This is a genomic window from Nocardioides sp. cx-169 (genome assembly GCF_021083605.1).
Lineage (GTDB): Bacteria > Actinomycetota > Actinomycetes > Propionibacteriales > Nocardioidaceae > Nocardioides.
The window spans coordinates 15,906-37,104 of record NZ_JAJNRO010000007.1 but is presented as its reverse complement, the minus strand read 5'-3'; the positions used below and the strand labels follow the sequence as shown (position 1 = coordinate 37,104).

Annotated in this window: 24 protein-coding genes and 1 riboswitch; of the genes, 12 read left to right on the top strand and 12 right to left on the bottom strand. The window is 70.6% G+C overall.

Features of this window, described 5'->3' with window-relative positions:
• Positions 1-26: 26 nt before the first annotated feature.
• A riboswitch (cyclic di-AMP (ydaO/yuaA leader) is annotated at positions 27-180 on the bottom strand.
• 108 nt (positions 181-288) lie between these two features.
• On the bottom strand, positions 289-495 hold the full coding sequence (locus tag LRP67_RS11365) for a hypothetical protein (protein WP_231242449.1): 207 nt from the start codon (positions 493-495) through the stop codon (positions 289-291).
• A gap of 55 nt (positions 496-550) precedes the next feature.
• On the bottom strand, positions 551-811 hold the full coding sequence (locus LRP67_RS11360; protein ID WP_231270284.1) for a hypothetical protein: 261 nt from the start codon (positions 809-811) through the stop codon (positions 551-553).
• 73 nt (positions 812-884) lie between these two features.
• On the opposite strand from LRP67_RS11360, the gene LRP67_RS11355 reads away from it, so the two are divergent.
• Both LRP67_RS11355 and LRP67_RS11350 read left to right on the top strand, forming a co-directional pair.
• Positions 885-2,648: a DEDD exonuclease domain-containing protein gene (locus tag LRP67_RS11355; protein ID WP_231270283.1), complete on the top strand. Its 1,764-nt coding sequence runs from the start codon at positions 885-887 to the stop codon at positions 2,646-2,648.
• A 9-nt stretch (positions 2,649-2,657) separates the two neighbouring features.
• Positions 2,658-2,936: an Lrp/AsnC family transcriptional regulator gene (locus LRP67_RS11350; RefSeq protein WP_231242446.1), complete on the top strand. Its 279-nt coding sequence runs from the start codon at positions 2,658-2,660 to the stop codon at positions 2,934-2,936.
• A gap of 6 nt (positions 2,937-2,942) precedes the next feature.
• Here LRP67_RS11350 and trpD read toward each other — a convergent pair whose 3' ends face one another.
• Genes trpD through LRP67_RS11335 form a run of 3 tightly spaced genes read right to left on the bottom strand, consistent with a single transcriptional unit; the run spans position 2,943 to position 5,342 of the window.
• A complete protein-coding gene (gene trpD / locus LRP67_RS11345; protein ID WP_231270282.1) occupies positions 2,943-3,965 on the bottom strand; it encodes an anthranilate phosphoribosyltransferase in 1,023 nt (340 codons plus the stop codon).
• Positions 3,962-4,384: a hypothetical protein gene (locus LRP67_RS11340; protein WP_374107415.1), complete on the bottom strand. Its 423-nt coding sequence runs from the start codon at positions 4,382-4,384 to the stop codon at positions 3,962-3,964. The genes trpD and LRP67_RS11340 overlap by 4 nt, the downstream gene beginning before the upstream one ends.
• Before the next feature lies 1 nt (position 4,385).
• Positions 4,386-5,342: a cytochrome c oxidase assembly protein gene (locus LRP67_RS11335; protein ID WP_231270280.1), complete on the bottom strand. Its 957-nt coding sequence runs from the start codon at positions 5,340-5,342 to the stop codon at positions 4,386-4,388.
• 66 nt (positions 5,343-5,408) lie between these two features.
• Here LRP67_RS11335 and LRP67_RS11330 point away from each other — a divergent pair, with 66 nt between their 5' ends.
• From LRP67_RS11330 to LRP67_RS11310, 5 genes are all read left to right on the top strand, one after another.
• Positions 5,409-6,062, top strand: a complete 654-nt coding sequence (locus tag LRP67_RS11330) for a heme-copper oxidase subunit III (RefSeq protein WP_269211462.1) — start codon at positions 5,409-5,411, stop codon at positions 6,060-6,062.
• A 17-nt stretch (positions 6,063-6,079) separates the two neighbouring features.
• Positions 6,080-6,958, top strand: coding sequence for a c-type cytochrome (locus tag LRP67_RS11325; RefSeq protein ID WP_374107414.1), 879 nt, complete (start codon positions 6,080-6,082; stop codon positions 6,956-6,958).
• A 2-nt stretch (positions 6,959-6,960) separates the two neighbouring features.
• Positions 6,961-8,010 carry a ubiquinol-cytochrome c reductase iron-sulfur subunit gene (locus tag LRP67_RS11320; protein ID WP_231270429.1) on the top strand — a complete coding sequence of 350 codons (1,050 nt, stop codon included), beginning with the start codon at positions 6,961-6,963 and terminating at the stop codon, positions 8,008-8,010.
• Complete coding sequence (locus tag LRP67_RS11315) at positions 8,007-9,758, top strand: cytochrome bc complex cytochrome b subunit (RefSeq protein ID WP_231270278.1); 1,752 nt, start codon at positions 8,007-8,009, stop codon at positions 9,756-9,758. Before LRP67_RS11320 ends, LRP67_RS11315 begins: the two co-directional genes overlap by 4 nt.
• A gap of 139 nt (positions 9,759-9,897) precedes the next feature.
• Positions 9,898-10,167 (top strand): hypothetical protein, encoded by a 270-nt coding sequence (locus LRP67_RS11310; RefSeq protein ID WP_231270277.1) that lies wholly within the window; start codon positions 9,898-9,900, stop codon positions 10,165-10,167.
• 75 nt (positions 10,168-10,242) lie between these two features.
• Here LRP67_RS11310 and LRP67_RS11305 read toward each other — a convergent pair whose 3' ends face one another.
• From LRP67_RS11305 to coxB, 4 genes are all read right to left on the bottom strand, one after another.
• A complete protein-coding gene (locus LRP67_RS11305; protein ID WP_231270276.1) occupies positions 10,243-11,451 on the bottom strand; it encodes an Ig-like domain-containing protein in 1,209 nt (402 codons plus the stop codon).
• Between the two features lie 114 nt (positions 11,452-11,565).
• Positions 11,566-11,982, bottom strand: a complete 417-nt coding sequence (locus tag LRP67_RS11300) for a cytochrome c oxidase subunit 4 (protein ID WP_231270275.1) — start codon at positions 11,980-11,982, stop codon at positions 11,566-11,568.
• Positions 11,982-13,739, bottom strand: coding sequence for a cytochrome c oxidase subunit I (gene ctaD / locus LRP67_RS11295; RefSeq protein WP_374107413.1), 1,758 nt, complete (start codon positions 13,737-13,739; stop codon positions 11,982-11,984). The genes LRP67_RS11300 and ctaD overlap by 1 nt, the downstream gene beginning before the upstream one ends.
• Complete coding sequence (gene coxB, locus LRP67_RS11290; protein ID WP_308189735.1) at positions 13,736-14,638, bottom strand: cytochrome c oxidase subunit II; 903 nt, start codon at positions 14,636-14,638, stop codon at positions 13,736-13,738. Before coxB ends, ctaD begins: the two co-directional genes overlap by 4 nt.
• Positions 14,639-14,731: 93 nt before the next feature.
• Between coxB and LRP67_RS11285 the strand changes: the two genes are divergently transcribed.
• On the top strand, positions 14,732-15,841 hold the full coding sequence (locus LRP67_RS11285) for an aminotransferase class V-fold PLP-dependent enzyme (RefSeq protein ID WP_231270274.1): 1,110 nt from the start codon (positions 14,732-14,734) through the stop codon (positions 15,839-15,841).
• Positions 15,838-16,071, top strand: coding sequence for a sulfurtransferase TusA family protein (locus LRP67_RS11280; protein ID WP_231270273.1), 234 nt, complete (start codon positions 15,838-15,840; stop codon positions 16,069-16,071). The genes LRP67_RS11285 and LRP67_RS11280 overlap by 4 nt, the downstream gene beginning before the upstream one ends.
• Before the next feature lie 7 nt (positions 16,072-16,078).
• Here LRP67_RS11280 and LRP67_RS11275 read toward each other — a convergent pair whose 3' ends face one another.
• Entirely contained in the window at positions 16,079-17,062 is a 984-nt protein-coding gene (locus tag LRP67_RS11275; protein WP_231242433.1) for a carbohydrate kinase family protein, read from the bottom strand.
• A 63-nt stretch (positions 17,063-17,125) separates the two neighbouring features.
• Here LRP67_RS11275 and LRP67_RS11270 point away from each other — a divergent pair, with 63 nt between their 5' ends.
• Entirely contained in the window at positions 17,126-17,356 is a 231-nt protein-coding gene (locus tag LRP67_RS11270; RefSeq protein ID WP_231270272.1) for a hypothetical protein, read from the top strand.
• A gap of 151 nt (positions 17,357-17,507) precedes the next feature.
• Here the strand turns inward: LRP67_RS11270 and erpA are convergent, their stop codons facing one another.
• The gene (gene erpA, locus LRP67_RS11265) at positions 17,508-17,870 is read right to left on the bottom strand and encodes an iron-sulfur cluster insertion protein ErpA (protein WP_231242431.1); all 363 of its coding nucleotides are present in this window, start codon (positions 17,868-17,870) and stop codon (positions 17,508-17,510) included.
• A 75-nt stretch (positions 17,871-17,945) separates the two neighbouring features.
• A complete protein-coding gene (locus LRP67_RS11260; protein ID WP_231270271.1) occupies positions 17,946-19,031 on the bottom strand; it encodes a glycerate kinase in 1,086 nt (361 codons plus the stop codon).
• 34 nt (positions 19,032-19,065) lie between these two features.
• Between LRP67_RS11260 and LRP67_RS11255 the strand changes: the two genes are divergently transcribed.
• Positions 19,066-19,944: a GNAT family N-acetyltransferase gene (locus LRP67_RS11255; protein ID WP_231270270.1), complete on the top strand. Its 879-nt coding sequence runs from the start codon at positions 19,066-19,068 to the stop codon at positions 19,942-19,944.
• 32 nt (positions 19,945-19,976) lie between these two features.
• Positions 19,977-21,170 (top strand): quinolinate synthase NadA, encoded by a 1,194-nt coding sequence (gene nadA, locus LRP67_RS11250; protein ID WP_231270269.1) that lies wholly within the window; start codon positions 19,977-19,979, stop codon positions 21,168-21,170.
• The last annotated feature ends 29 nt before the right edge of the window (positions 21,171-21,199 follow it).

Sequence of the window (21,199 nt, the reverse complement as noted above, 5' to 3'; positions counted from 1 at the left end):
GAGCGGGCGGTCTCCCTTGCGTGTCGTACGCCTACCGGGTGAGCTGACGGGTTCGGGCACGACTTGCCCTACCCCCGCTCCTCGCCGCCACCTGCGCGCGACGCCTTGCGAGGGATACACCCCAGAAGAGTTGGTTCCCCGGCTCCCGGACCGCCCCCGAAGACGGTCCCGAACTCGACGCAGCCCCCGCGCGGACCTGGTGGACCACTTCCACGGGTGCTTGAAGCGCTCAGGCTAATGGCCAGGAGGGGCGCTGGCCAACTCCCGAGCCGAGTTTGTGGACGCCGGTCACGCGGACTCGACCTCGGGGCCCGAGACCGGACGCACCAGACGCAGCGGCGGCACCAGGCCGGAGGCCGCGAGCACGTCGAGCGCGTCGCACTCGGCATCGTCGAAGGTGAGCTCCGGCGGCGGGCCCAGGAGCACGGTCACCACGCAGTCGTGGCAGGCCAGCCCGCGCACCACGCAGGTGTCGCAGTCGATTCTCGTCGTCATGTGAGCAGGCTGACAGCCGCCACCGACATCGACCCCAGGGCGGCTCTGATCGGGGTCAGGACGGGTCGGAGGCCAGGTCCGCGTCGCTGCGCGCGACCGTCTCGATCGCGTCGCTGCGGCCGCACCACCGGCACGACACCGACTCGACGTCCTCCCCGAGCACCTCGACGCTCTCGACGGCGTGCTCGCCCGCCAGGTCGAGGTGCCAGAACTCCTGGGTGCGCCGGGTCCGGGTCACGTCGAAGCGGGTCAGGTTGCCGCAGCCGCCGCAGCGCCAGCGGTGGGCGGGATCGGGCAGGGCGGGTGTCTGGCTCACGCGGCCAGCCTAGTGACCGGGCGCCGGGGCGCGCCGTCCGGGGATTGTCGGCGGCCCGCCCTACGGTCGGGGCATGAGCCCGGCCGCCCCTTCCGCACCTCTGGTCACCTCCCCGGCCGGCGGCCGCTGGGAGTCACAGCGCAGCTTCGACGAGCTCGGCCGGTCGCTGCGCGACGTCACGTTCTGCGTGGTCGACCTCGAGACCACCGGCGGCTCCCCCACCGCCGGATCGATGATCACCGAGATCGGCGCGGTCAAGGTGCGCGGCGGCGAGGTGCTCGGGGAGTTCCAGACGCTGGTCAACCCCCAGAGCCAGATCCCGGCGTTCATCGCCGTGCTCACCGGCATCAGCAACTCGATGGTCGCCGACGCCCCGGCCATCGAGTCGGCGCTGCCGGCGTTCCTGGAGTTCGCGGCCGGCACGGTCCTGGTGGCCCACAACGCGCCGTTCGACGTCGGCTTCCTGCGCCACTTCGCGGAGCGCCAAGGGCGCCCCTGGCCGGCGTTCGAGGTGGTCGACACCGCCAAGCTGGCGCGCCGCGTGATCACCCGCGACGACGCGCCCAACTGCAAGCTGTCCTCGCTGGCCCGGGTCTTCCGCAGCGGCACCACCCCCAACCACCGCGCGCTGTCCGACGCGCGCGCGACCGTCGATGTGCTGCACGGCCTCATGGAGCGCATCGGCGCGCTCGGCGTCCACACGCTGGAGGAGCTGCAGACGTTCTCGTCGCGGGTCTCCGCGGCGCAGCGGCGCAAGCGTCACCTCGCCGACGGGCTGCCGCACTCCCCCGGCGTCTACCTCTTCAAGGACGAGCACGCCCGGGTCCTCTACATCGGCACCTCCCGCGACGTGCGCACGCGCGTCCGCTCCTACTTCACCGCCTCCGAGACCCGCTCGCGCATGGGCGAGATGGTGCGGCTGGCCGCCACCGTCCAGGCGATCGAGTGCGCCACCCCGCTGGAGGCGGAGGTGCGCGAGCTGCGCCTGATTGCCGAGCACAAGCCGAGCTACAACCGGCGCTCGCGCTTCCCGGAGAAGGTCACGTTCGTCAAGCTCACCCGCGAGCCCTGGCCGCGGCTGTCACTCGTCAAGCGGGTGCTCGACGACGATGCCGACTACCTCGGCCCCTTCGGCAGCCGCAAGCTCGCCGAGAAGTGCCTCGCCGCCCTCCACGACACCTTCCCGGTGCGCCAGTGCTCCGACCGGTTCGGCCGCACCCCGTCGCGCTCCGCCTGCGTGCTCGCGGAGCTGGGGCGGTGCCTGTCTCCCTGCGACGGCAGCGTCGACCAGCACACCTACGCAGCCGTCGTACGGCAGCTGCAGGAGACGCTGCTGCGCCGCCCCGACGAGGTGGTCGACCTGGTCAACGAGCGCATGGCCACGCTCGCCGCAGACCAGCGATTCGAGGAGGCCGGCGTCCACCGCGACCGGCTGGCGTCGTTCGTGCGCGCCGCCGCGCGCACCCAGCGCCTCACCTCGCTGACCCGCTGCGCCGAGGTGGTGGCCGCCCGCCGAGAGGACGACGGCCGCTGGGCGGTCCACGTCGTGCGCTACGGCCGGCTCGCAGCCGCCGGGGTGATCCCGCCCGGCACCGACGCGGTCGCCTACGTCGAGGCCCTGCGGACCTCCGCCGAGACCGTCACCCCCGCTCCCGGCCCGGTGCCCGCCGCCACGGCGGAGGAGACCGAGCGGCTGCTGCGCTGGCTGGAGTCGCCGACCGTGCGCCTCGTCGACGTCGACGGCGAGTGGACCTGCCCCGTGCGCGGCGCCGGCCGTCACCTCGATGGGCCACTGCTCGCCCGCCAGGACGCCGGGCATCACCTCGAGCAGCGTTAGAGTCCGACCATGATCACCGCCATCGTCTTCGTCAAGGCCGACGTCGCCCGGATCCCCGAGGTGGCCGAGGCCATCGCCGCGCTCGACGGGATCAGCGAGGTCTACTCGGTGACCGGCCAGATCGACCTGATCGCCCTGGTGCGGGTGCGACACCACGACGACGTGGCCGCCGTCATCGCCGATCGTCTCAACAAGGTGCCCGGCGTCACCGAGACCGAGACCCACATCGCGTTCCGGTCCTACTCGCGCCACGACCTGGAGTCCGCGTTCTCCCTGGGCCTCGACTAGCTCGAGTCAGTCAGCGGTGGCGGCGATCCAGCGCTCGAGCGCGGCCTGCGCGGCACCCGAGTCGATCGCCTGCTCGGCGCGGGCGATGCCCGCGGGCAGCGCCTCCTCGACCGAGGCGGCCGGCTGGTCGTAGACCGCCAGCGCTGCACCCGCGTTGAGTACGACCGCGTCGCGCACCGGCCCGCGCTCCGACGCGAGCGTGCGCCGTACGACCTCGGCGTTGTGGGCGGCGTCACCGCCGCGCAGGTCTGCCGCGGTGGCCGGGGCGAGGCCCAGGGCGGCGGGGTCGACCGTCGTGGCCCGCACCTCGCCCGCGTGCACGTGCCACACCGAGGAGGTCGTGGTGGTGGTCAGCTCGTCCAGCCCGTCGTCGCCGCGGAACACCCAGGCGTCCGCGCCGCGGTGGGCGAAGACGCCGGCCATCACCGGCGCCATCCGCGAGTCGGCGCAGCCGATCGCCTGCGCGGCCGGACGGGCGGGGTTGGCCAGGGGGCCGAGGAAGTTGAAGGTGGTGCCGATGCCGAGCTCGCGGCGCGGCACCGCGGTGTGGCGCATGGCCGGGTTGAAGGCTGCGGCGAAGCAGAACGTGATGCCGGCGTCCTCCGCCACCTGCGCGACCCGCTCCGGCGGCAGGTCCAGGCGGATCCCGAGCACCTCCAGCACGTCGGCGCTGCCGGACTGCGAGGAGGCGGACCTGTTGCCGTGCTTGACGACCTTCGCCCCGGCTCCGGCGGCCACGATCGCCGCCATGGTCGAGATGTTGACCGACATGGAGCGGTCACCCCCGGTGCCGACGACATCCAGCAGGCGCCCGGGCACCGAGATCCGGGTACGCCGCTCGTACATCGCCTCGACCAGGCCGGTGACCTCGTCGATGGTCTCGCCCTTGGCCCGCAGGGCGACGGCGAAGCCGGCGATCTGGGCCGCAGTCGCCTCCCCGGAGAGGATCTCCCCCATGGCCCAGGTGGCCTGCTCGGCCGTCAGGTCGGAGCCCGCGACGAGGGCGCCGAGGACGTCGGGCCAGGTCACGCCTGGGCGGGGACCCGCGCCCGCAGCAGCGCGACCACGGCCTCCGCGAGCTGGATCGGGTCGATCGGGTGGGCCACCACGGCCTCCGCGCGCGACCAGGTCGCGAGCCAGGCGTCCTGCGGACGGCCGATCAGCACCAGCACCGGCGGGCACTGGTAGATCTCGTCCTTGAGCTGCTTGGCGATGCCGAGCCCACCGGCCGGCACGGCCTCGCCGTCGAGGATCACCAGGTCGATGTCACCCGCGTCCATGTTCTGGATGACGACCGGCTCGGTCGCCACCTCGACATAGGTGAGCTCGGGCAGGTCGGGGTGGGGTCGGCGCCCCAGCGCAAGGATCACCTGCTGACGGGTGGTCACGTCGTCGCTGTAGACCAGGACCTTGAGCTTGGGGTTCGTCGAGTCGCTCACGAGCGGCATGCTACCGCTCGGGGTCGGACCCGCTCGCCCCAGGCGCGACGGCGCGCTCGCGCGCCTCCTGGAGATCGAGCCGCCGGTCCTCCCGGCGCGCCTCCTGGAACGACGAGCGCACCCACTGCGCGAAGAGGACGGCGAAGAAGGACAGTCCGACCAGGTCCCCGGCGCCCCAGAGGATGCCGCCCGCAAGGTGCTGGTCGTCGTACGGGTCGGGGAGCCACGAGCCCATCGGCCCGTCGGCCAGCGAGGGGTACCAGTCGCCGCCCAGGAGCGTCTCCTGGCCCATGATCGTGACGCCCAGGAAGGCGTGGAAGGGCAGCGTGAGCATGGTCAGCAACACCCGGAACGGGTAGCCCACCCGCCCGGGCAGGGGGTCGACGCCCACGAGCGGCCAGAAGAACAGCGACCCGACCAGGACCAGGTGCACGTGCATCATCTCGTGCACGTAGACCGAGTGCAGCGAGGCCTCGTACCACCCGGAGAAGTAGAGCGCCCAGGGCGACACGACGTACAGGGCGAAGGCCAGCGGGGCGAACGAGAGCACCGCCGCCACCCGTGAGTGGAGGACCGCCAGCAGCCAGCGGCGGGGAGTGCCCGGCAGGGTCCGCAGCGCGAGGGTGACGGGTGCCGACATCGCCAACGCCAGGGGCACCAGCATCGACAGCACCATGTGCTGGACCATGTGCAGGCTCAGCAACGTCGTGTCGTAGGCCGCCAGGCCGGACGACGTCGCGACGTAGAAGCACCCGATCCCCACGCCGAACGCGATCGTGCGGCCCACGGGCCAGCGGTCGCCTCGGCGGCGCAGCTCCCGCACCCCGAGCGCGTAGAGGCCGACCGCCCAGACCGTGAGCACGAGCGGCAGCGGAGCAAGGGACCACTCGGTGAAGAACGAGGCGAACGAGGGCTGGGACAGGCTCTCGGCTGCGGCCAGGGCGGTGAGGAGCGGTGGTGCGGGCACGTTCAGAACTTTATGACCCCCTTGGGGAGGGGGCCGGGTCGCCCTCGGGGCGCAGCGACCGACATAATGATTCTCGTGGCGACGACTGCGACAGCTCCGATTCCGGCATCCCGGCTACACGGGCATCACGACCGCCCGAGCATGGTCGCGGTGGGGACCATCATCTGGCTCGCGAGCGAGCTGATGTTCTTCGCCGCCCTGTTCGCGTCGTACTTCACGATCAGGGCGGTGAGCACCGACCTGTGGGCCCAGAACACAGCGATGCTCGACGTGCCGTTCGCGGCGATCAACACCACGATCCTGGTGCTGTCGTCACTCACCTGCCAGCTCGGCGTCTTCGCCGCCGAGCGGGGCCAGGTGGGCCGCTCCGGCTCGCTCCTCGCCATCAAGGGCTGGGGGCTGCGCGAGTGGTTCATCCTCACCTACATCATGGGCGCGATCTTCATCGCCGGTCAGGCCGTCGAGTACGCCACGCTGATCCAGGAAGGGATCACGATCCCGGACTCGGCCTACGGCACGATGTTCTACCTGACCACCGGGTTCCACGGGATCCACGTGACGGGCGGGCTGATCGCGTTCCTGTTCGTCCTCGGGCGCACCTACATCGCGCGCAAGTTCACCCATGAGCAGGCGGTCAGCGCGATCGTCGTCTCGTACTACTGGCACTTCGTCGACGTCGTGTGGATCGGGCTGTTCGCCACGATCTACCTCATCCAGTGACCTCGCAAGGACTTATCGTGCGCCTCCTGAACCGAACCGCCGGACGCCTGTCGCGGCATCGCCGCGGCCGACTGGCCGGCATCGTCATGCTCATGCTCGGCCTCGTGCTGACCGGGAGCATGTACGCCGCCTTCGCCCCTGCCCAGGCAGGGTCCGCAGACTCCGAGGAAGAGCTCATCGCCGAGGGGCGCGAGCTGTTCCTCGTCAGCTGTGCCTTCTGCCACGGCAAGAACGGCGAGGGCGTCCTCACCGAGGGCGGCACCCAGTACGGCCCGCCGCTGATCGGTGTCGGCGCGGCGTCGGCCGACTTCCAGCTCGAGACCGGCCGGATGCCGCTCACCCAGCCGGGTGCGCAGACCGCCAGCAAGCCGCCGGTCTTCAACCAGCAGGAGATCGAGGCGCTGTCGGCCTACGTCGGCTCACTCGGCCCGGGGCCGGCCATCCCGGACCCTGAGGAGTACAGCATCGACAACCTCAGCCCCGAGGAGCAGGAGGAGGCGATCTCGCGCGGCAGCCAGATCTTCCTCACCAACTGCACCGCCTGCCACAACTTCAACGGCAACGGCGGAGCCATGCCCCGCGGCGGCGCGGCGCCCAGCATCATGGGCACCTCCCCGGAGCACATCTACGAGGCCATGCTCACCGGCCCCGGCAACATGGACGTCTTCTCCGACGGCAACCTCTCCCCCGAGGAGAAGCGTGACGTCATCGCCTACATCGAGGAGCTGCGCGAGCAGCCCGAGTACGGCGGCTTCAGTCTCGGCGGCCTCGGCCCCGTGAGCGAGGGCGTGTTCGCCTGGCTCCTCGGCATCGGCGGCCTGGTCGGCTTCGCCATCTGGATCGCTGCCCACACCACCCGCTCCACCAAGCAGCCCTCGAAGGGAGCGGACGCGTGAGCATCGACCACGACCACAGCGTGACTCGGGCGGAGGGCACCGACCACGTCCCGGCGGTGCCCGACCCGGGTCTGCCCCAGCACTCCTGGCGTCCCACCGACGTCGACGAGCGGCTGGCCAAGCGCGCGGAGCGCCAGGTCGCCTCCCTGTTCGGCCTGTCCGCGGTGTGCGTGATCCTCTTCCTGGTCGCCTACTTCACCCTCGACATCGGTGACAACCACACGACGGTCGCCGGCTTCGCCGCCTCGACCCTCGCGCTGGGCTCGACGCTCGGCCTCGCCCTGCTCTTCATCGGCATCGGCATCATCCAGTGGGCCCGCAAGCTGATGAGCGACCAAGAGCTCGTCGAGATGCGTCACCCCGCTCGGTCCTCCGACGAGGACCGAGCGGCGACCGTGGAGGCACTGCAGCTCGGGCTCGAGGAGTCCGGCATCGCGCGCCGTCCGCTGGTGCGCAACTCGCTCCTCGGAGCGGTCGGCCTGCTCGGGCTCCCCGCCATCGTGATGCTGCGCGACCTCGGTCCGCTGCCGGGTGACGCGCTCTACCACACCGTGTGGAAGAAGGGCATGCGCGTCGTTCGCGACGTCGTCGGCACCCCGATCAACGTGGCCGACCTCGAGATCGGCGACCTGGTCAACGCGGAGCCGGAGATCGTCTTCGCCGTCGACGAGGACGGCGAGCACGTCCTGCATGGCGCCGACCTCCAGATCGCCAAGTCCAAGGCCGCGGTGATCCTGCTCCGCATGGACCCCTCCGACATCACCCCCGGCAAGGGCCGGGAGAACTGGTCGGTCGACGGGATCGTCTGCTACTCCAAGATCTGCACCCACGTCGGGTGCCCGATCTCCCTCAACGAGCGCAAGACCCATCACCTCCTGTGCCCGTGCCACCAGTCCACCTTCGATCTCGCCGACTCCGGCAAGGTCGTGTTCGGCCCCGCGGCGCGGGCTCTGCCCCAGCTGCCGCTCATGGTCGACGAGGAGGGCTTCCTCGTCGCGCAGAGCGACTTCACCGAGCCTGTGGGCCCGAGCTTCTGGGAGCGTGACTCATGAGCGTCGACACGAGCAAGGTCGCCGACAGCAATACCACCACCGCGGCCACGCCCAAGAAGCCCGGCAAGGCCGGCGCCGTCGCCAACTGGGCCGACGAGCGCCTCGGCCTCGCCACCGCCATGAAGAAGAACCTGCGCAAGGTCTTCCCGGACCACTGGTCCTTCATGCTCGGCGAGATCGCGCTGTGGAGCTTCGTGGTGCTGCTCCTCACCGGCATCTTCCTGACGCTCTGGTACACCCCGAGCATGGCCGAGGTCGAGTACCAGGGCTCCTACAACCTGCTGCGCGGTGTGAACATGTCCGAGGCGCTCGCCTCGACACTGCACCTGTCCTTCGACGTCCGTGGCGGTCTGCTCATGCGGCAGATGCACCACTGGGCCGCCATGCTCTTCATCGCCTCAATGATGATCCACATGATGCGCGTGTACTTCACGGGCGCATTCCGCAAGCCGCGTGAGCTCAACTGGGTCATCGGCAGCCTGCTGCTGCTGCTCGGCACGCTGGAGGGCTTCACCGGCTACTCGCTGCCCGACGACCTGCTCTCCGGCACCGGCATCCGCGCGGCCGACGGCTTCATGAAGTCCATGCCGGTCGTGGGCACCTACATGTCGTTCTTCCTCTTCGGCGGGGAGTTCCCCGGCGAGGCGATCATCCCGCGTCTCTACATCGTCCACGTGCTGCTGATCCCCGGCCTGCTGCTGGCCCTGATCGCGGCTCACATGCTGCTGCTCGTCTACCACAAGCACACGCAGTGGCCCGGTCCCGGACGGACCGAGCAGAACGTGGTGGGCTTCCCGATGCTCCCCGTCTACGCGGCCAAGGCCGGCGGCTTCTTCTTCATCGTCTTCGGCATGACCGCGATCATGGGCGGGCTGCTGACGATCAACCCGGTGTGGAAGTACGGGCCCTACGACCCGACCAAGGTCACCGCCGGCTCCCAGCCCGACTGGTACATGGGCTGGCCGGACGGCGCCCTGCGGATCATGCCCGGGTGGGAGTCCTCGTTCCTGGGCGTCACGCTGTCGTGGAACGTGCTGGTCCCGATCATCATCCTGCCGGGGCTGATGTTCACGATCTTGATGCTGCTGCCGTTCCTCGAGTCGTGGATCACCAAGGACAAGCGTGATCACCACCTGCTCGAGCGCCCCCGCGACGCCCCGACGCGGACGGCGACGATGGTCGCGCTGATGACGTTCTACGGTCTGATGTGGGCCGCGGGCGGCAACGACATCATCGCCATCAAGCTGCACCTGAGCATCAACCAGATCACGTACTTCATGCGTGCTGCGGTGTTCATAGGGCCGGTGATCGCGTTCATCATCACCCGGCGCTGGTGCATCTCGTTGCAGCGTCAGGACAAGGAGCGGCTGCTCCACGGCTACGAGACCGGCGTCATCATGCGCTCCCCCGAGGGCGGCTACTCCGAGCGGCACCTGCCGATCGGCCAGGCCGAGGCCTACACGCTGACCGCGCGTGACCCCGACGAGGTGTGGACGCCCGGCAGCGAGACCGACGAGAACGGCATCCCGGCCAAGCGGGGGCGTCTCGACGGCCTGCGCGCCAAGCTGTCGGCCCTGATGTTCGCCGACAACATCCAGCCGGTCACCAAGACCGAGCTCGAGGAAGCCGAGCACCACGCGGAGCACGAGCATGAGCTCCAGGCCTCCCTCGAGGGTCACGCGGCCGACGGCCACCAGTTCGACGGCATCCACCCGGTCGAGGGCGAACACCTCCGCGGAGACCACTGACCCGTCCCCCGCTGCACAGCACCACCGCTGACCCGTCAGAGACTTTCTGACGGGTCAGCGTCATTTGCGGTGAGATGGTGACTGGGGAACGCAGGATCGGCCGGCGCAGCGCCCGCTCGAGTCCGGCCCGGAGCAGCAGGTGCACGTCCTGATGGCGACCGAACATGTTCTCCTTGTGGACGACCACGATGATCCAGCCGGGGTGCGTCGCCATCCGGCCGCGCCTGCCCTGGTCGTGCGTGCGCGGCTCCTCGCCGTCGGTCACCACACAGTCGCGCGGCACCACCAGCCGCAGCATCTCGAGACGCAGCTCCAGATCATCGGTGAGATCCGGCATCGCATCGACGTCGCGAACAGGGTGGGGCGAGCAGGCGCTCCCTCACCAGCGCGCGCTGCTGCGGCCACGTGAGCCCGTGCTCGCGAGCCTCCGCGGAGGTGAAGGGACGCCCGTTCGGGAACCGCGATCGGGCCTCCAGCAACGTGGTCAGCGGAGGGCGGAGCCCTTGGCGTAGTCGGCGAAGGATGCGTTCCAGTCGCCGTAGCCGTTGTCGAGGGTCATGGGACGGTCGGTGCCGGTGTACTCCACGACGTCGCCGCGGCGGGACATCTCGTAGAGCCAGCCGGCGTCGGCGGTGCTCATGCCGGTGCAGCCGTGAGAGACGTTGGCGTGGCCCTGGGAGCCGGTGGACCAGGGGGCGGCGTGGATGAACTCGCCGGAGGCGGTGACTCGCATGGCCCACTGCACGTTGTCGATGTCGTAGGCGTCGGCACTGCCGGCGGCGATTCCGACGGTCTCGGAGTTCATCCGCTTGCGGTCGTACTTCTCCATGATCACCTTGGTGCCGGAGCGGGTGGTGAAGCCCGGCTTGCCGGTGGTGATGGGCAGCGTGCGCAGTAGCTTGCCGTTGGAGAAGACCGACATGTGGTGGGCGGCCGCATCGACCTTGTAGACGTGGGCATCGCCCACCTCGAAGTCGACCTCCCGGTCCTCCTGGCCGTAGACGCCGTTGCCGGCGGCGACGCCGTTGACATCCACGTCGACGGAGACCTTGGTGCCGGCCTGCCAGTACTTCGCCGGGCGCCAGTGGGCCTCGTTGGCCGACAGCCAGTGCCAGGAGCCGCGCTGGGCGGGCTCCGAGGTCACCTTCATGTGGCGCTCGAACTCGGCCCGGTCGGTCACCGGCACGTCAAAGGAGACGATGACCGGCATCCCGACGCCGACGGTCTCGCCGGCCAGCGGCGCGACGGAGGGGTAGGTCTGGTCGTCGAGCGTCAGCGCCTGCGTCGCAAACGAGGTGGTACGGCGCACAGGGGCGCCGTCGGCCCCCTGGGCGAGCGCCTTGACGGTGTAGGACTCCCCCGGCTCCAGCCGGTCCGAGGCGGTCCAGGTGCGGCCGTCGTCCGCGAGCGCGCCGCTCACCGAGCCGGAGCTCGACGAGAGCGTGACCTCGGTGAGCCGGGCATCGGTGGCGCGGACCGACACGATCTTGTCCACGGGCACCGTGGCCCCGCGCTTGACGTTGGCGACGAGCCGGCCGGCGGGCTCCTGAGAATCGGTGCCGGCGGCACCGGAGCGGGCCGGCCCCGAAGGGCCGTCGGAACTGTCGCTCAGCGCGGATCCCGCATCACAGGCGGTGAGGGCGAGGCTGGCGAGGAGCAGCGCGGAGGCGCCGACCAGGCGGCGGCTGGGCATGATGAGGGAACTCCCGGGGAGGCGGTGCCGGACATGAGTCGGCCGCGCGCGGCCAACTCACCCAGGATAACCCGGGGCCCCCTATAAGCCGCGCTCCTCGCCCACCAGGGTGAGTCAGTGGGCGTGCTCGCCCCGGTAGTACTCGAAGACCAGCCCGGTCAGCGCGATCGCCCCGAGCACCGCGCCGATGATCATCAGCCACCAGGCGCTGGCGGCGATGGCGGCGACCATCACGCCGAGCGTGAGGGCGCACCACAGCGGCCACCAGCTGTAGGGCGGGAAGAACCCGAGCTCCCCGGCCCCGTCGGCGATCTCCGCGTCCTTGCGGTCCTCGGGGCGCGGCTCCATCTTCTTGGCGTGGAAGCCGAGGTACAGCGTGATCATCAGGGTCAGCAGCGCGGTCATGGTGAGCGCGGAGGTGCCCGTCCAGTCACCGCCCTTGTCGGAGCCCTCGGTGACGAACCAGTAGGCGGGAGTCACCAGCACCAGGAACACGGTGCAGATGGCGAACATCCAGGTCTCGGACTTCATCAGGCGTTGTCCCTCGGGGTGTCGTCGTCAGTGCGCTCCTCGATCAACTCCTCGCGCCCCTCCATGTCGGGGGCGTCGGCGAAGCGACCGTCGCGGGCGGCGCGGTTCTCGTCCAGCTCGATCGCGGCGATCTCGGGGTGGTGCAGGTCGAAGGCCGGCGACTCCGAGCGGATGCGCGGGATGGAGACGAAGTTGTGCCGCGGCGGGGGGCTGCTCGTGGCCCACTCCAGCGAGCGGCCCCAGCCCCACGGGTCGTCCACGCCCACCAGCGGCGAGCGCCGCGAGACGTAGACGTTGTAGAGGAACGGCAGCGTCGAGGCGCCCAGCAGGAACGCGCCCACCGTGGAGATCTGGTTGAGGGTGGTGAAGCCGTCACCGGGCAGGTAGTCGGCGTAGCGACGCGGCATGCCCTCCACCCCCAGCCAGTGCTGGACCAGGAACGTCAGGTGGAAGCCCACGAACAGCAGCCAGAAGTGGATCTTGCCCAGCCGCTCGTCGAGCATCCGCCCGGTCATCTTGGGCCACCAGTAGTAGAAGCCCGCGAACATCGCGAACACCACCGTCCCGAACACCACGTAGTGGAAGTGCGCCACCACGAAGTAGGAGTCCGACACGTGGAAGTCCAGCGGCGGCGACGCCAGGATGATGCCGGTCAGGCCACCGAACAGGAAGGTGGTGAGGAAGCCGATCGACCAGAGCATGGGGGTGTCGAAGGAGACCGACCCGCCCCACATCGTGCCGATCCAGTTGAAGAACTTCACTCCTGTCGGCACCGCGATCAAGAAGGTCATCCCCGAGAAGAATGCGAGATTCACCGAGCCGGTGACGAACATGTGGTGGGCCCACACCGCCACGGACAGGATCGCGATGGCGAGGGTGGCACCGACCAGGCCGACGTAGCCGAAGAGCGGCTTGCGGCTGAAGACGGGCAGGATCTCGGTCACGATGCCGAAGAACGGCAGCGCGATGATGTAGACCTCCGGGTGCCCGAAGAACCAGAACAGGTGCTGCCACAAGATGGCACCGCCGTGGGCGGTGTCGAAGACGTGGGCGCCCAGGATCCGGTCGGCCTCGAGCGAGAGCAGCGCCCCGGCGAGCACGGGGAACGCGATCAGGACCAGCAGGCTGGTGATCAGCGTGTTCCACACGAACAGCGGCATCCGGAACATCGTCATGCCGGGTGCGCGCATGCAGATGATCGTGGTGATGAAGTTGACCGCGCCGAGGATGGTGCCGAGGCCAGCCATCCACAGGCCCATGATCCACAGGTCGCCGCCGACGCCGGGTGAGCGCACGGAGTCCGAGAGCGGGGTGTAGGCGAACCAGCCGAAGTCGGCCGCACCCTGGGGGGTCAGGAAGCCCGAGGCGGCGATGAGGCCGCCGAAGAGGAACAGCCAGTAGCTGAACATGTTCAGGCGAGGGAACGCCACGTCGGGCGAGCCGATCTGGATCGGCATGATCACGTTGGCGAAGCCGAAGAACAGCGGCGTGGCGAACAGCAGCAGCATGATCGTGCCGTGCATCGTGAACAGCTGGTTGTACAGCTCGTCGTTGACGATCTGCTGGTCAGGGAACGCCAGCTCGGAGCGGATCAGCATGGCCATGAGGCCGCCGATCATGAACCAGCCGAACGAGGTGATCAGGTACATCTTGCCGATCAGCTTGTGATCGGTCGTGGTCATGATCCGGACCAGCTGCTGGCCGAGCGGCTTGCGGCCGGCGGTGACGTCGGCCGATCTCGCGGCGGTGGTGGTCACTCGGACCCCTCCTCGGAATCGTCGGGATCCAGGCCGACCTCGGGCTCGTCGTCGGTGTCGAGGCCTGCCTGGGTGTCGGCGTAGGCGCCACCCAGGATCGGCTCGTCGTACACCTCGCCGGCGTCCTCGAGCTCCTGGAGGTAGGCGTCGTAGTCGTCGCGGGAGACGACCTTGACCGTAAACAGCATGCGTGAGTGGTAGACGCCGCAGAGCTCGTAGCACTTGCCGGCGTACTCGCCGATGCGCTTCGGCGTGACCTGGTAGGAGTTCATCTGGCCGGGCACGACGTCCATCTTCATGAGGAAGCCGGGCACCCCGAAGTCGTGGATCACGTCGGGGGTGACCAGGTTGAAGCGGGTGGTCTCGTTGACCGGCAGGTAGAGGACCGGGATGACGTTGCCCTCGCCCCCCTCGACGACGTACTCCTCGCCGTAGGGGTGGTTGAACGTCCAGGTCCACTGCTGCCCCACGACGGTGATCGTGTTGTCGGGCGGCGTGTCCTCGAGGACCTCGTTCTGGACCCGCACGGTGTGCGAGAAGAACACGATCACCATGATCACCGGGAAGATCGTGTAGAAGATCTCCAGCGGCAGGTTGTAGCGGGTCTGGATCGGGATCTCGTCGTCGCTGCGACGGCGGAAGTGCAGGGCCGAGTAGAAGATCAGACCCCAGACGACGACGCCGGTGATGAGCGCGGCGATCCAGGCCCCCTGCCACAGGGACAGGATGGACTCGCCCTCGACGGTGGCGGGGTCAGGCATCGCGAGACGCTCCCACTCACCAGAGTCGGAGCCGCACCCGGAGAGGGCGAACAGGCCGATGCCAAGCAGGGCGAGGAGCGATATCCGGCGGCCAAGAACGCCAGATCCTGCCCTACGCTCGGGGAGTTGCAGACCCACGAACGAGCCTTCCTCTCAGACGGTCACATCAAGGAAGAACACTATCCGAATCGCCCCTCCGGTGACCGACCGGGTCGCCGGTAGCCTCCTGCTGTGACCGCCTATCTCGACTCGGGCTCGGCCGAGCCCCTCCACCCGGCGGCCCGCGACACGTTCCTGGCGGCGCTTGACCAGGGGTACGCCGACCCGCGGCGCCTGCACCGGCCCGGTCGAAACGCGCGGCTGCTGCTCGACAACGCGCGCGCGGTGGTGGCCGAGAGCCTGGGGGTCCGCCCGGACGAGGTGACGTTCACGGCCTCGGGCACCGAGGCCGTGCACCGCGGGCTGCTCGGCCTGCACCGGGCACGGGCCCGGGTGTCGGACCGCATCGTGCACAGCGCGGTCGAGCACTCCTCGGTGCTCCATGCGGCCGCGTGGGCGTCCGGCGAGACCGTCGCCGCGCCCGTGGACCACGAGGGGCGGGTCCTGGTCGAGGACCTGGTCGCCGCTGCGACCGGCGCCGCCGTCGTGGCCGTGCAGTCCGCGAACCACGAGGTCGGCACGACGCAGCCGGTGGCCGAGGTGGCCGCGCGCCTCGACGGGGTGCCGCTGTTCATGGACGCGTGCGCGAGCGCCGGGCGCCTGGACCTGCCCACGGGATGGGCGGCGGCCGCGGCGTCGGCGCACAAGTGGGGCGGCCCGGCCGGTGTCGGAGTGCTCCTGGTCCGCAAGGGCGTGCGCTGGACCAGCCCGTTCCCCCGCGACGAGCGCGTGGACGAGCGGGCGAGCGGGTTCGAGAACGTGCCCGCCGCCCTGGCTGCGGCCGCCGCCCTCCAGGCGGTCGTCGCGGAGCGCGAGGAGACCGCGGCCCGCCAGGCGGCACTGGTCGACCGGATCCGTGCGGCGGTGGTCGCGATCCCCGACACCGACGTCGTCGGCGACCCGGTGGGCCGGCTCCCCCACCTGGTGACGTTCTCGTTCCTCTACGTCGACGGGGAGGCGTTGGTGCACGCTCTGGACCGCCGCGGCCTCGCCGTGGCCAGCGGCTCCGCCTGCACGGCGTCCACGCTGGAGCCCAGCCATGTGCTCGCGGCGATGGGGGCCCTCACCCATGGCAACGTGCGACTCTCGCTCGGCCGGTACGCCTCCGCCAACGAGGTGGAGCGCCTGCTCGCGGTGCTGCCCGACGCGGTGGCCGAGATCAGGGCGGACGTGCGCCCGTGACGCCGGCGCTCGAGCTGGACTGTCGTGACCTGCCCTGCCCACGGCCGATCATCGAGCTGGCCCGCCACCTCGCCGACGTGGGGGTGGGCCAGGTGCTCGCGGTCGTCGCCCACGACCCCGCCGCACGCTACGACGTGCCGGCCTGGTGCCGGATGCGCGATCAGGAGTACGTCGGGCAGGACACCGCCGACGACGGCGCGCCCCGGTTCCTGGTGCGCCGCCGGTCCTGACCGGCCCTCAGAGGTGCGCGGCCACGTCCTTCGCGGCCTCGGAGCCGTACGATCCCTCGACGCGGTCGACGAACTGCTGGTGCGTGAACGTGTACTCCTGGGTGCCCACGGTCTCCACGACGTACGCCGCCAGCACGCAGCCGACCTGGGCGGCGCGCTCCAGCGGCAGCTCCCAGCTCAGGCCGGCGAGGAAGCCGGCCCGGAACGCGTCGCCGACGCCGGTCGGCTCCACGGCCACGACCCCCTTCGCCGCCGCGATCTCGATGGCGTCCTCGCCCTCGCGGGTGATCCGCACGCCCTGGGCGCCGAGCGTGGTCACCTGGGTGCCGACGCGGGAGAGCACCTCCTCGGCGGACCAGCCGGTCTTCTGCTCGATCATGTGCGACTCGTACTCGTTGGAGAACAGGATCGCGGCGCCGTCGATCAGGTCGCGGATCAACTCGCCGTCGGAGAAGGCCAGCTGCTGGGAGCAGTCGGAGATGAACGGGTAGGCGCGCTGACGGCACTCGTGGGTGTGGCGGCGCATGGCGTCGGGGTCGTCGGCGCCGATCAGCACGTACGCCGGCTCGCCGACGCGCTGCACGATCGGCTGCAGCTCGATCTGGCGGGCCTCGCTCATCGCACCGGGGTAGAACGACGCGAACTGCGCCATCGTCTGGTCGGTGGTGCAGACGAAGCGGGCGGTGTGCTTGGTCGTCGAGATGTGCACCGAGTGGCAGTCGACGTTGTGGCGCTCGAGCCAGGAGCGGTAGTCGCCGAAGTCCTCGCCGGCCGCGCCGACCAGCACCGGGCGCAGGCCCAGGCGTCCCAGGCCGAAGCACATGTTGGGCGCGACGCCGCCGCGGCGAATCTCGAGGTCCTCGACGAGAAACGAGACCGAGATGTTGTGGAGCTGCTCCACGACCAGCGAGTCCTCGAACTTCCCGGCGAAGGTCATCAGGTGGTCGGAGGCGATGGAGCCTGCGATGAGCAGCGAACCGGAGGTCGACATGACACCGAACACTACCCACGGGTACCGCTGGGACTACGCGGGAGTAGCCAATAGCGTCGACGCATGACGCCTTACGAGGAGCTCACCAGCCCCCAGGAGATGCGCGCCGACTGCGAGGCCGCCGGTCGCCGACTGCGGCTGGAGGCGCACCTGGCCCGCGCCGCCGCGGCGGCCGCCCGCCCCGCGCCCAGCATCCACTTCGCGGACTTCCCACGCGAGCTCCCCAAGCGGGAGATCCGCATCTCCGACGCGGCCACCCGCATCGCCAACGCGTTGCACCTGCACCTCGACTGAGGCGCCCCCGACTCGACGGGCCGACCCCTCCTCTCCCTCGGCCTGTTGAGACCGAACAGCCCCCCGCCGGTCTCCCGGCGGGGGGCTGTTGTCGTTGCTTCAGGCTGCTTGTCGGCTCACGGGGCCTCGACACGCTCCGTCGCGGCTGCGATCAGTGGAAGGAGTCTCCGCACGCGCACGAGCCCGTGGCGTTGGGGTTGTCGATCGTGAAGCCCTGCTTCTCGATGCTGTCGACGAAGTCGATCATCGCGCCGTTGAGGTAGGGCACGCTCATCCGGTCGACGACGACGCTGACGCCGTCGAAGTCGGTGACGACGTCGCCGTCGAGGCTGCGCTCGTCGAAGAACAGCTGGTAGCGAAGGCCGCTGCAGCCGCCGGGCTGCACCGAGATGCGCAGCTGGAGGTCGTCACGCCCCTCCTGCGCGAGGAGGCTCTGCACCTTGGCGGCCGCCACCGGGCTCAGGTTGATCTGGTCGGTGCGACGCTCAGTGGTGGTATCGACCTGCTCGGTCATGTGTGACTCCCAGTCCGTTCGCGGGTTTCTTACCTCTCCCAATCCTCGCACACGGCGGGTTATTCCCCGCACCCCTCATCGGGACCAGGTGCGGGCGACGCGCTCCGCGAGGGCCGCCAAGGAGCCGGCCGGGTCGGCGAAGGCGCGCTCCTCCCCCACCAGGTCGACCAGGGAGTGGGCCGACTCGACGCCGAGGGCGCGCATCTCGCGGGAGCCGACGAGGACCTGCCCGGCCAGCGCGACGCACGGCCGCAGGGCCTCCTGCGCGACCGCCGCGACGCCGTAAGGCACCTTGCCGGAGCGGCTGGAGAAGTCGAAGGCCCCCTCCCCGGTCAGGACCAGGTCGGCCTTGCGTGCCCGCTCACCCAGGCCCACCGCCGCCGTGACCAGCTCGATGCCCGGCTCGCGCACCCCGCCGAGACACAGCAGCGCGAAGCCGAGGCCGCCGGCGGCGCCGGCCCCCTTCTCCAGCGCCGTACGGCGGTCGGCCGCGGCCGCGAAGCGCTCCAGCCACCCGTCCACGGTCACCAGCCGGTCCTCGGCGATGCCCTTCTGGGGCCCGAAGGTCTTGGTCGCCCCGAACAGCCCGGCCAGCGGGATGTCGACGTCGGTCGCGACAACCAGGCGCAGGCCGGCGACCCGGGCGCGGGCCGGTGCCAGGTCCACGGTGCCCAGGTCGCCGAACGCGGCCGGTCCGGCGTCGAGGACGCCGTCCGCGGTGGCGCCCAGCGCGGAGAGGAGTCCGGCGCCGCCGTCGTTGGTGCCGCTGCCGCCCAGCCCGACCACGACGGTGCTCGCCCCGGTCGCGGCCGCGGCCAGCACCAGCTCGCCGACCCCGGTCGTGGTGGCGCGCTCGGCATCCCGGCCGCCCACCAGCGGCAGGCCGCAGGCCTGGGCGCTCTCGACGTAGGCGGTATCACCGACGACGAGCACCGTCGCCGGCGTCGGCGCCCCGAACGGCCCGCTCACGGTCACCGCCAGGAGCTCCCCGCCCAGCGTCTCGTGCAGGACGTCGACGAACCCGGGCCCCCCGTCCGACATCGGGGCCAGGTCGAGCTCATCGCCGGGCGCCCGCCGCGCCCAGCCGGCCGCGATGGCGCGGGCCGCCTCGACCGCCGTGAGCGTGCCGGCGAACTTGTCGGGCGCCACCAGGACTCGCATGGGCCCCATCCTGGCCGACACCTAGGCTGGCGCCGTGACCGAGGTGACGATCCGGCCGATGCGACCCGACGATGTGCCGGAAGCGGAGCGGCTGAGCGCGGAGTGCTTCTTGGAGTTCGACCGCCGGACTCGTCGCCTCTGCGACCCCGAGCCGCAGCCGCGCTCCGGCGTGCGCCGGGCCGACTGGCTGGTCCGCACCCACCATCTCCTGGAGACCGACCCCGGCGGCTGCTGGGTGGCCGACGACGACAGCGGGATGATCGGGATGGCGACCTCCTTCGTGCGCGACAAGACCTGGTGTCTCGCGACGTACGCCGTCCGACCGAGGCTGCAGTCGCGCGGCATCGGCAAGCAGCTGCTCGACGCGGCGCTACACCACGGCCGCGGCTGCCTGCGCGGCATGCTGTCGGCCTCGAGCGACCCCAGGGCGGTCCGCCGCTACCGCCTGGCCGGCTTCTCGCTGCACCCCCAGATGCACCTCACCGGCACGGTCGACCGCTCCGCGATCCCGGTCATCGAGAAGGTGCGCGACGGCTCGGCGGCCGACACCGACCTCATGAACTCCATCGACCGGCAGGTCCGCGGCGCGGCGCACGGGCCGAACCACGAGCTGATGCAGCAGCTGTGGCGTCCGATCGTGTCCGACTCCACGACCGGCTCGGGCTACGCCTACCTCGCCGAGGGCAGGGTGGAGCTGCTCGCGGCCACCACCCGCGCCGCGGCCACGCGGCTGCTCTGGGCGGCGATCGCCGACGGCGGCGCCGAGCACACCGTTGCGCACCTCACCGACGCCAACGAGTGGGCCATCGACGTCGGGCTCGCCGCCCGGCTCGAGCTGCGCACGGAGGGCTACCTCGCGCTGCGGGGAATGAGCCCGCCGTCGCCCTACGTTCACCACGGTGCCCTGCTCTGAGACCCCGGCCACACCGAACTAGGATCGCTGCCATGACGACCGTCGACCTACCCCTCCTGCCGCTCGGCCGAGGCGTTGACCTCTCCTCCGAGCGGGGAGTCGAGTGCCCCGGTGACCTGCCCGAGGCCTCCGACCCGGCCCTGGTCGAGCGGGCCCGCGCCGCCAAGGAGGCGCTCGGCGACCGGGTGTTCGTGCTCGGGCACCACTACCAGCGCGACGAGGTCATCCAGTTCGCGGACGTCACCGGGGACTCGTTCAAGCTCGCCCGCGACGCCGCGGGGCGCCCGGAGGCGGAGTACATCGTCTTCTGCGGCGTGCACTTCATGGCCGAGTCCGCCGACATCCTCACCGGGCCGCACCAGCGGGTCGTGCTGCCCGACCTCTCCGCGGGGTGCTCCATGGCCGACATGGCGGTGCTCTCCCAGGTCGAGGATGCGTGGGACGCGCTCGCCGCGGCCGGCGTCCAGGACGCCGTCGTCCCGGTGACGTACATGAACTCCAGCGCCGACATCAAGGCGTTCTGCGGCCGCAACGGCGGCATCGTGTGCACCTCCTCCAACGCCGAGACGGCGCTGGAGTGGGCCTTCGACCAGAAGCAGGACCTGGCGGCCGACGGGCGCCGGGGCAAGGTGCTGTTCTTCCCCGACCAGCACCTCGGCCGCAACACCGCGGTGCTCAAGATGGGCCTCACGCTGGAGGACTGCGTGGTGTGGGACCCCCAGCAGCCCAACGGCGGCCTGACCACCCAGCAGCTCGTCGACGCGACGATGATCCTGTGGAAGGGCCACTGCTCCGTGCACGGCCGCTTCAGCCCGGAGGTCATCGACACCCTGCGCGCGACGGTCCCCGACATCCAGATCCTGGTGCACCCCGAGTGCACCCACGAGGTCGTGCTCAAGGCCGACCTGGTCGGCTCGACCGAGTTCATCATCAAGACCATCGAGGCCGCGCCCGCGGGCACCAGCTGGGCGATCGGCACCGAGCTCAACCTGGTCAAGCGGCTCGCGCAGGACCACCCCGACAAGAACATCGTCTTCCTCGAGAAGAACGTCTGCTACTGCTCCACCATGAACCGCATCGATCTGCCGCACCTGGTGTGGGCGCTGGAGTCGCTGGTCAACGGGATCGTGGTCAACCAGATCGACGTGGATGACGACACCGAGCGCGACGCCCTGGTCGCCCTGCAGCGGATGCTCGACCTGCCGGGCCGCTCCCACAAGGACTAGCGGGGGCGCACTCACCCGGCGGGCGTGGC

Bases quoted from the DNA above. Each gene is read 5' to 3' on its own strand.
- LRP67_RS11365 (WP_231242449.1), bottom strand. From the start codon at position 495: ATGACGACGAGAATCGACTGCGACACCTGCGTGGTGCGCGGGCTGGCC.
- LRP67_RS11355 (WP_231270283.1), top strand. From the start codon at position 885: ATGAGCCCGGCCGCCCCTTCCGCACCTCTGGTCACCTCCCCGGCCGGC.
- LRP67_RS11350 (WP_231242446.1), top strand. From the start codon at position 2,658: ATGATCACCGCCATCGTCTTCGTCAAGGCCGACGTCGCCCGGATCCCC.
- LRP67_RS11340 (WP_374107415.1), bottom strand. From the start codon at position 4,384: ATGCCGCTCGTGAGCGACTCGACGAACCCCAAGCTCAAGGTCCTGGTC.
- LRP67_RS11330 (WP_269211462.1), top strand. From the start codon at position 5,409: ATGATTCTCGTGGCGACGACTGCGACAGCTCCGATTCCGGCATCCCGG.
- LRP67_RS11315 (WP_231270278.1), top strand. From the start codon at position 8,007: ATGAGCGTCGACACGAGCAAGGTCGCCGACAGCAATACCACCACCGCG.
- LRP67_RS11305 (WP_231270276.1), bottom strand. From the start codon at position 11,451: ATGCCCAGCCGCCGCCTGGTCGGCGCCTCCGCGCTGCTCCTCGCCAGC.
- LRP67_RS11300 (WP_231270275.1), bottom strand. From the start codon at position 11,982: ATGAAGTCCGAGACCTGGATGTTCGCCATCTGCACCGTGTTCCTGGTG.
- LRP67_RS11275 (WP_231242433.1), bottom strand. From the start codon at position 17,062: ATGTCGACCTCCGGTTCGCTGCTCATCGCAGGCTCCATCGCCTCCGAC.
- LRP67_RS11270 (WP_231270272.1), top strand. From the start codon at position 17,126: ATGACGCCTTACGAGGAGCTCACCAGCCCCCAGGAGATGCGCGCCGAC.
- erpA (WP_231242431.1), bottom strand. From the start codon at position 17,870: ATGACCGAGCAGGTCGATACCACCACTGAGCGTCGCACCGACCAGATC.
- LRP67_RS11260 (WP_231270271.1), bottom strand. From the start codon at position 19,031: ATGCGAGTCCTGGTGGCGCCCGACAAGTTCGCCGGCACGCTCACGGCG.
- nadA (WP_231270269.1), top strand. From the start codon at position 19,977: ATGACGACCGTCGACCTACCCCTCCTGCCGCTCGGCCGAGGCGTTGAC.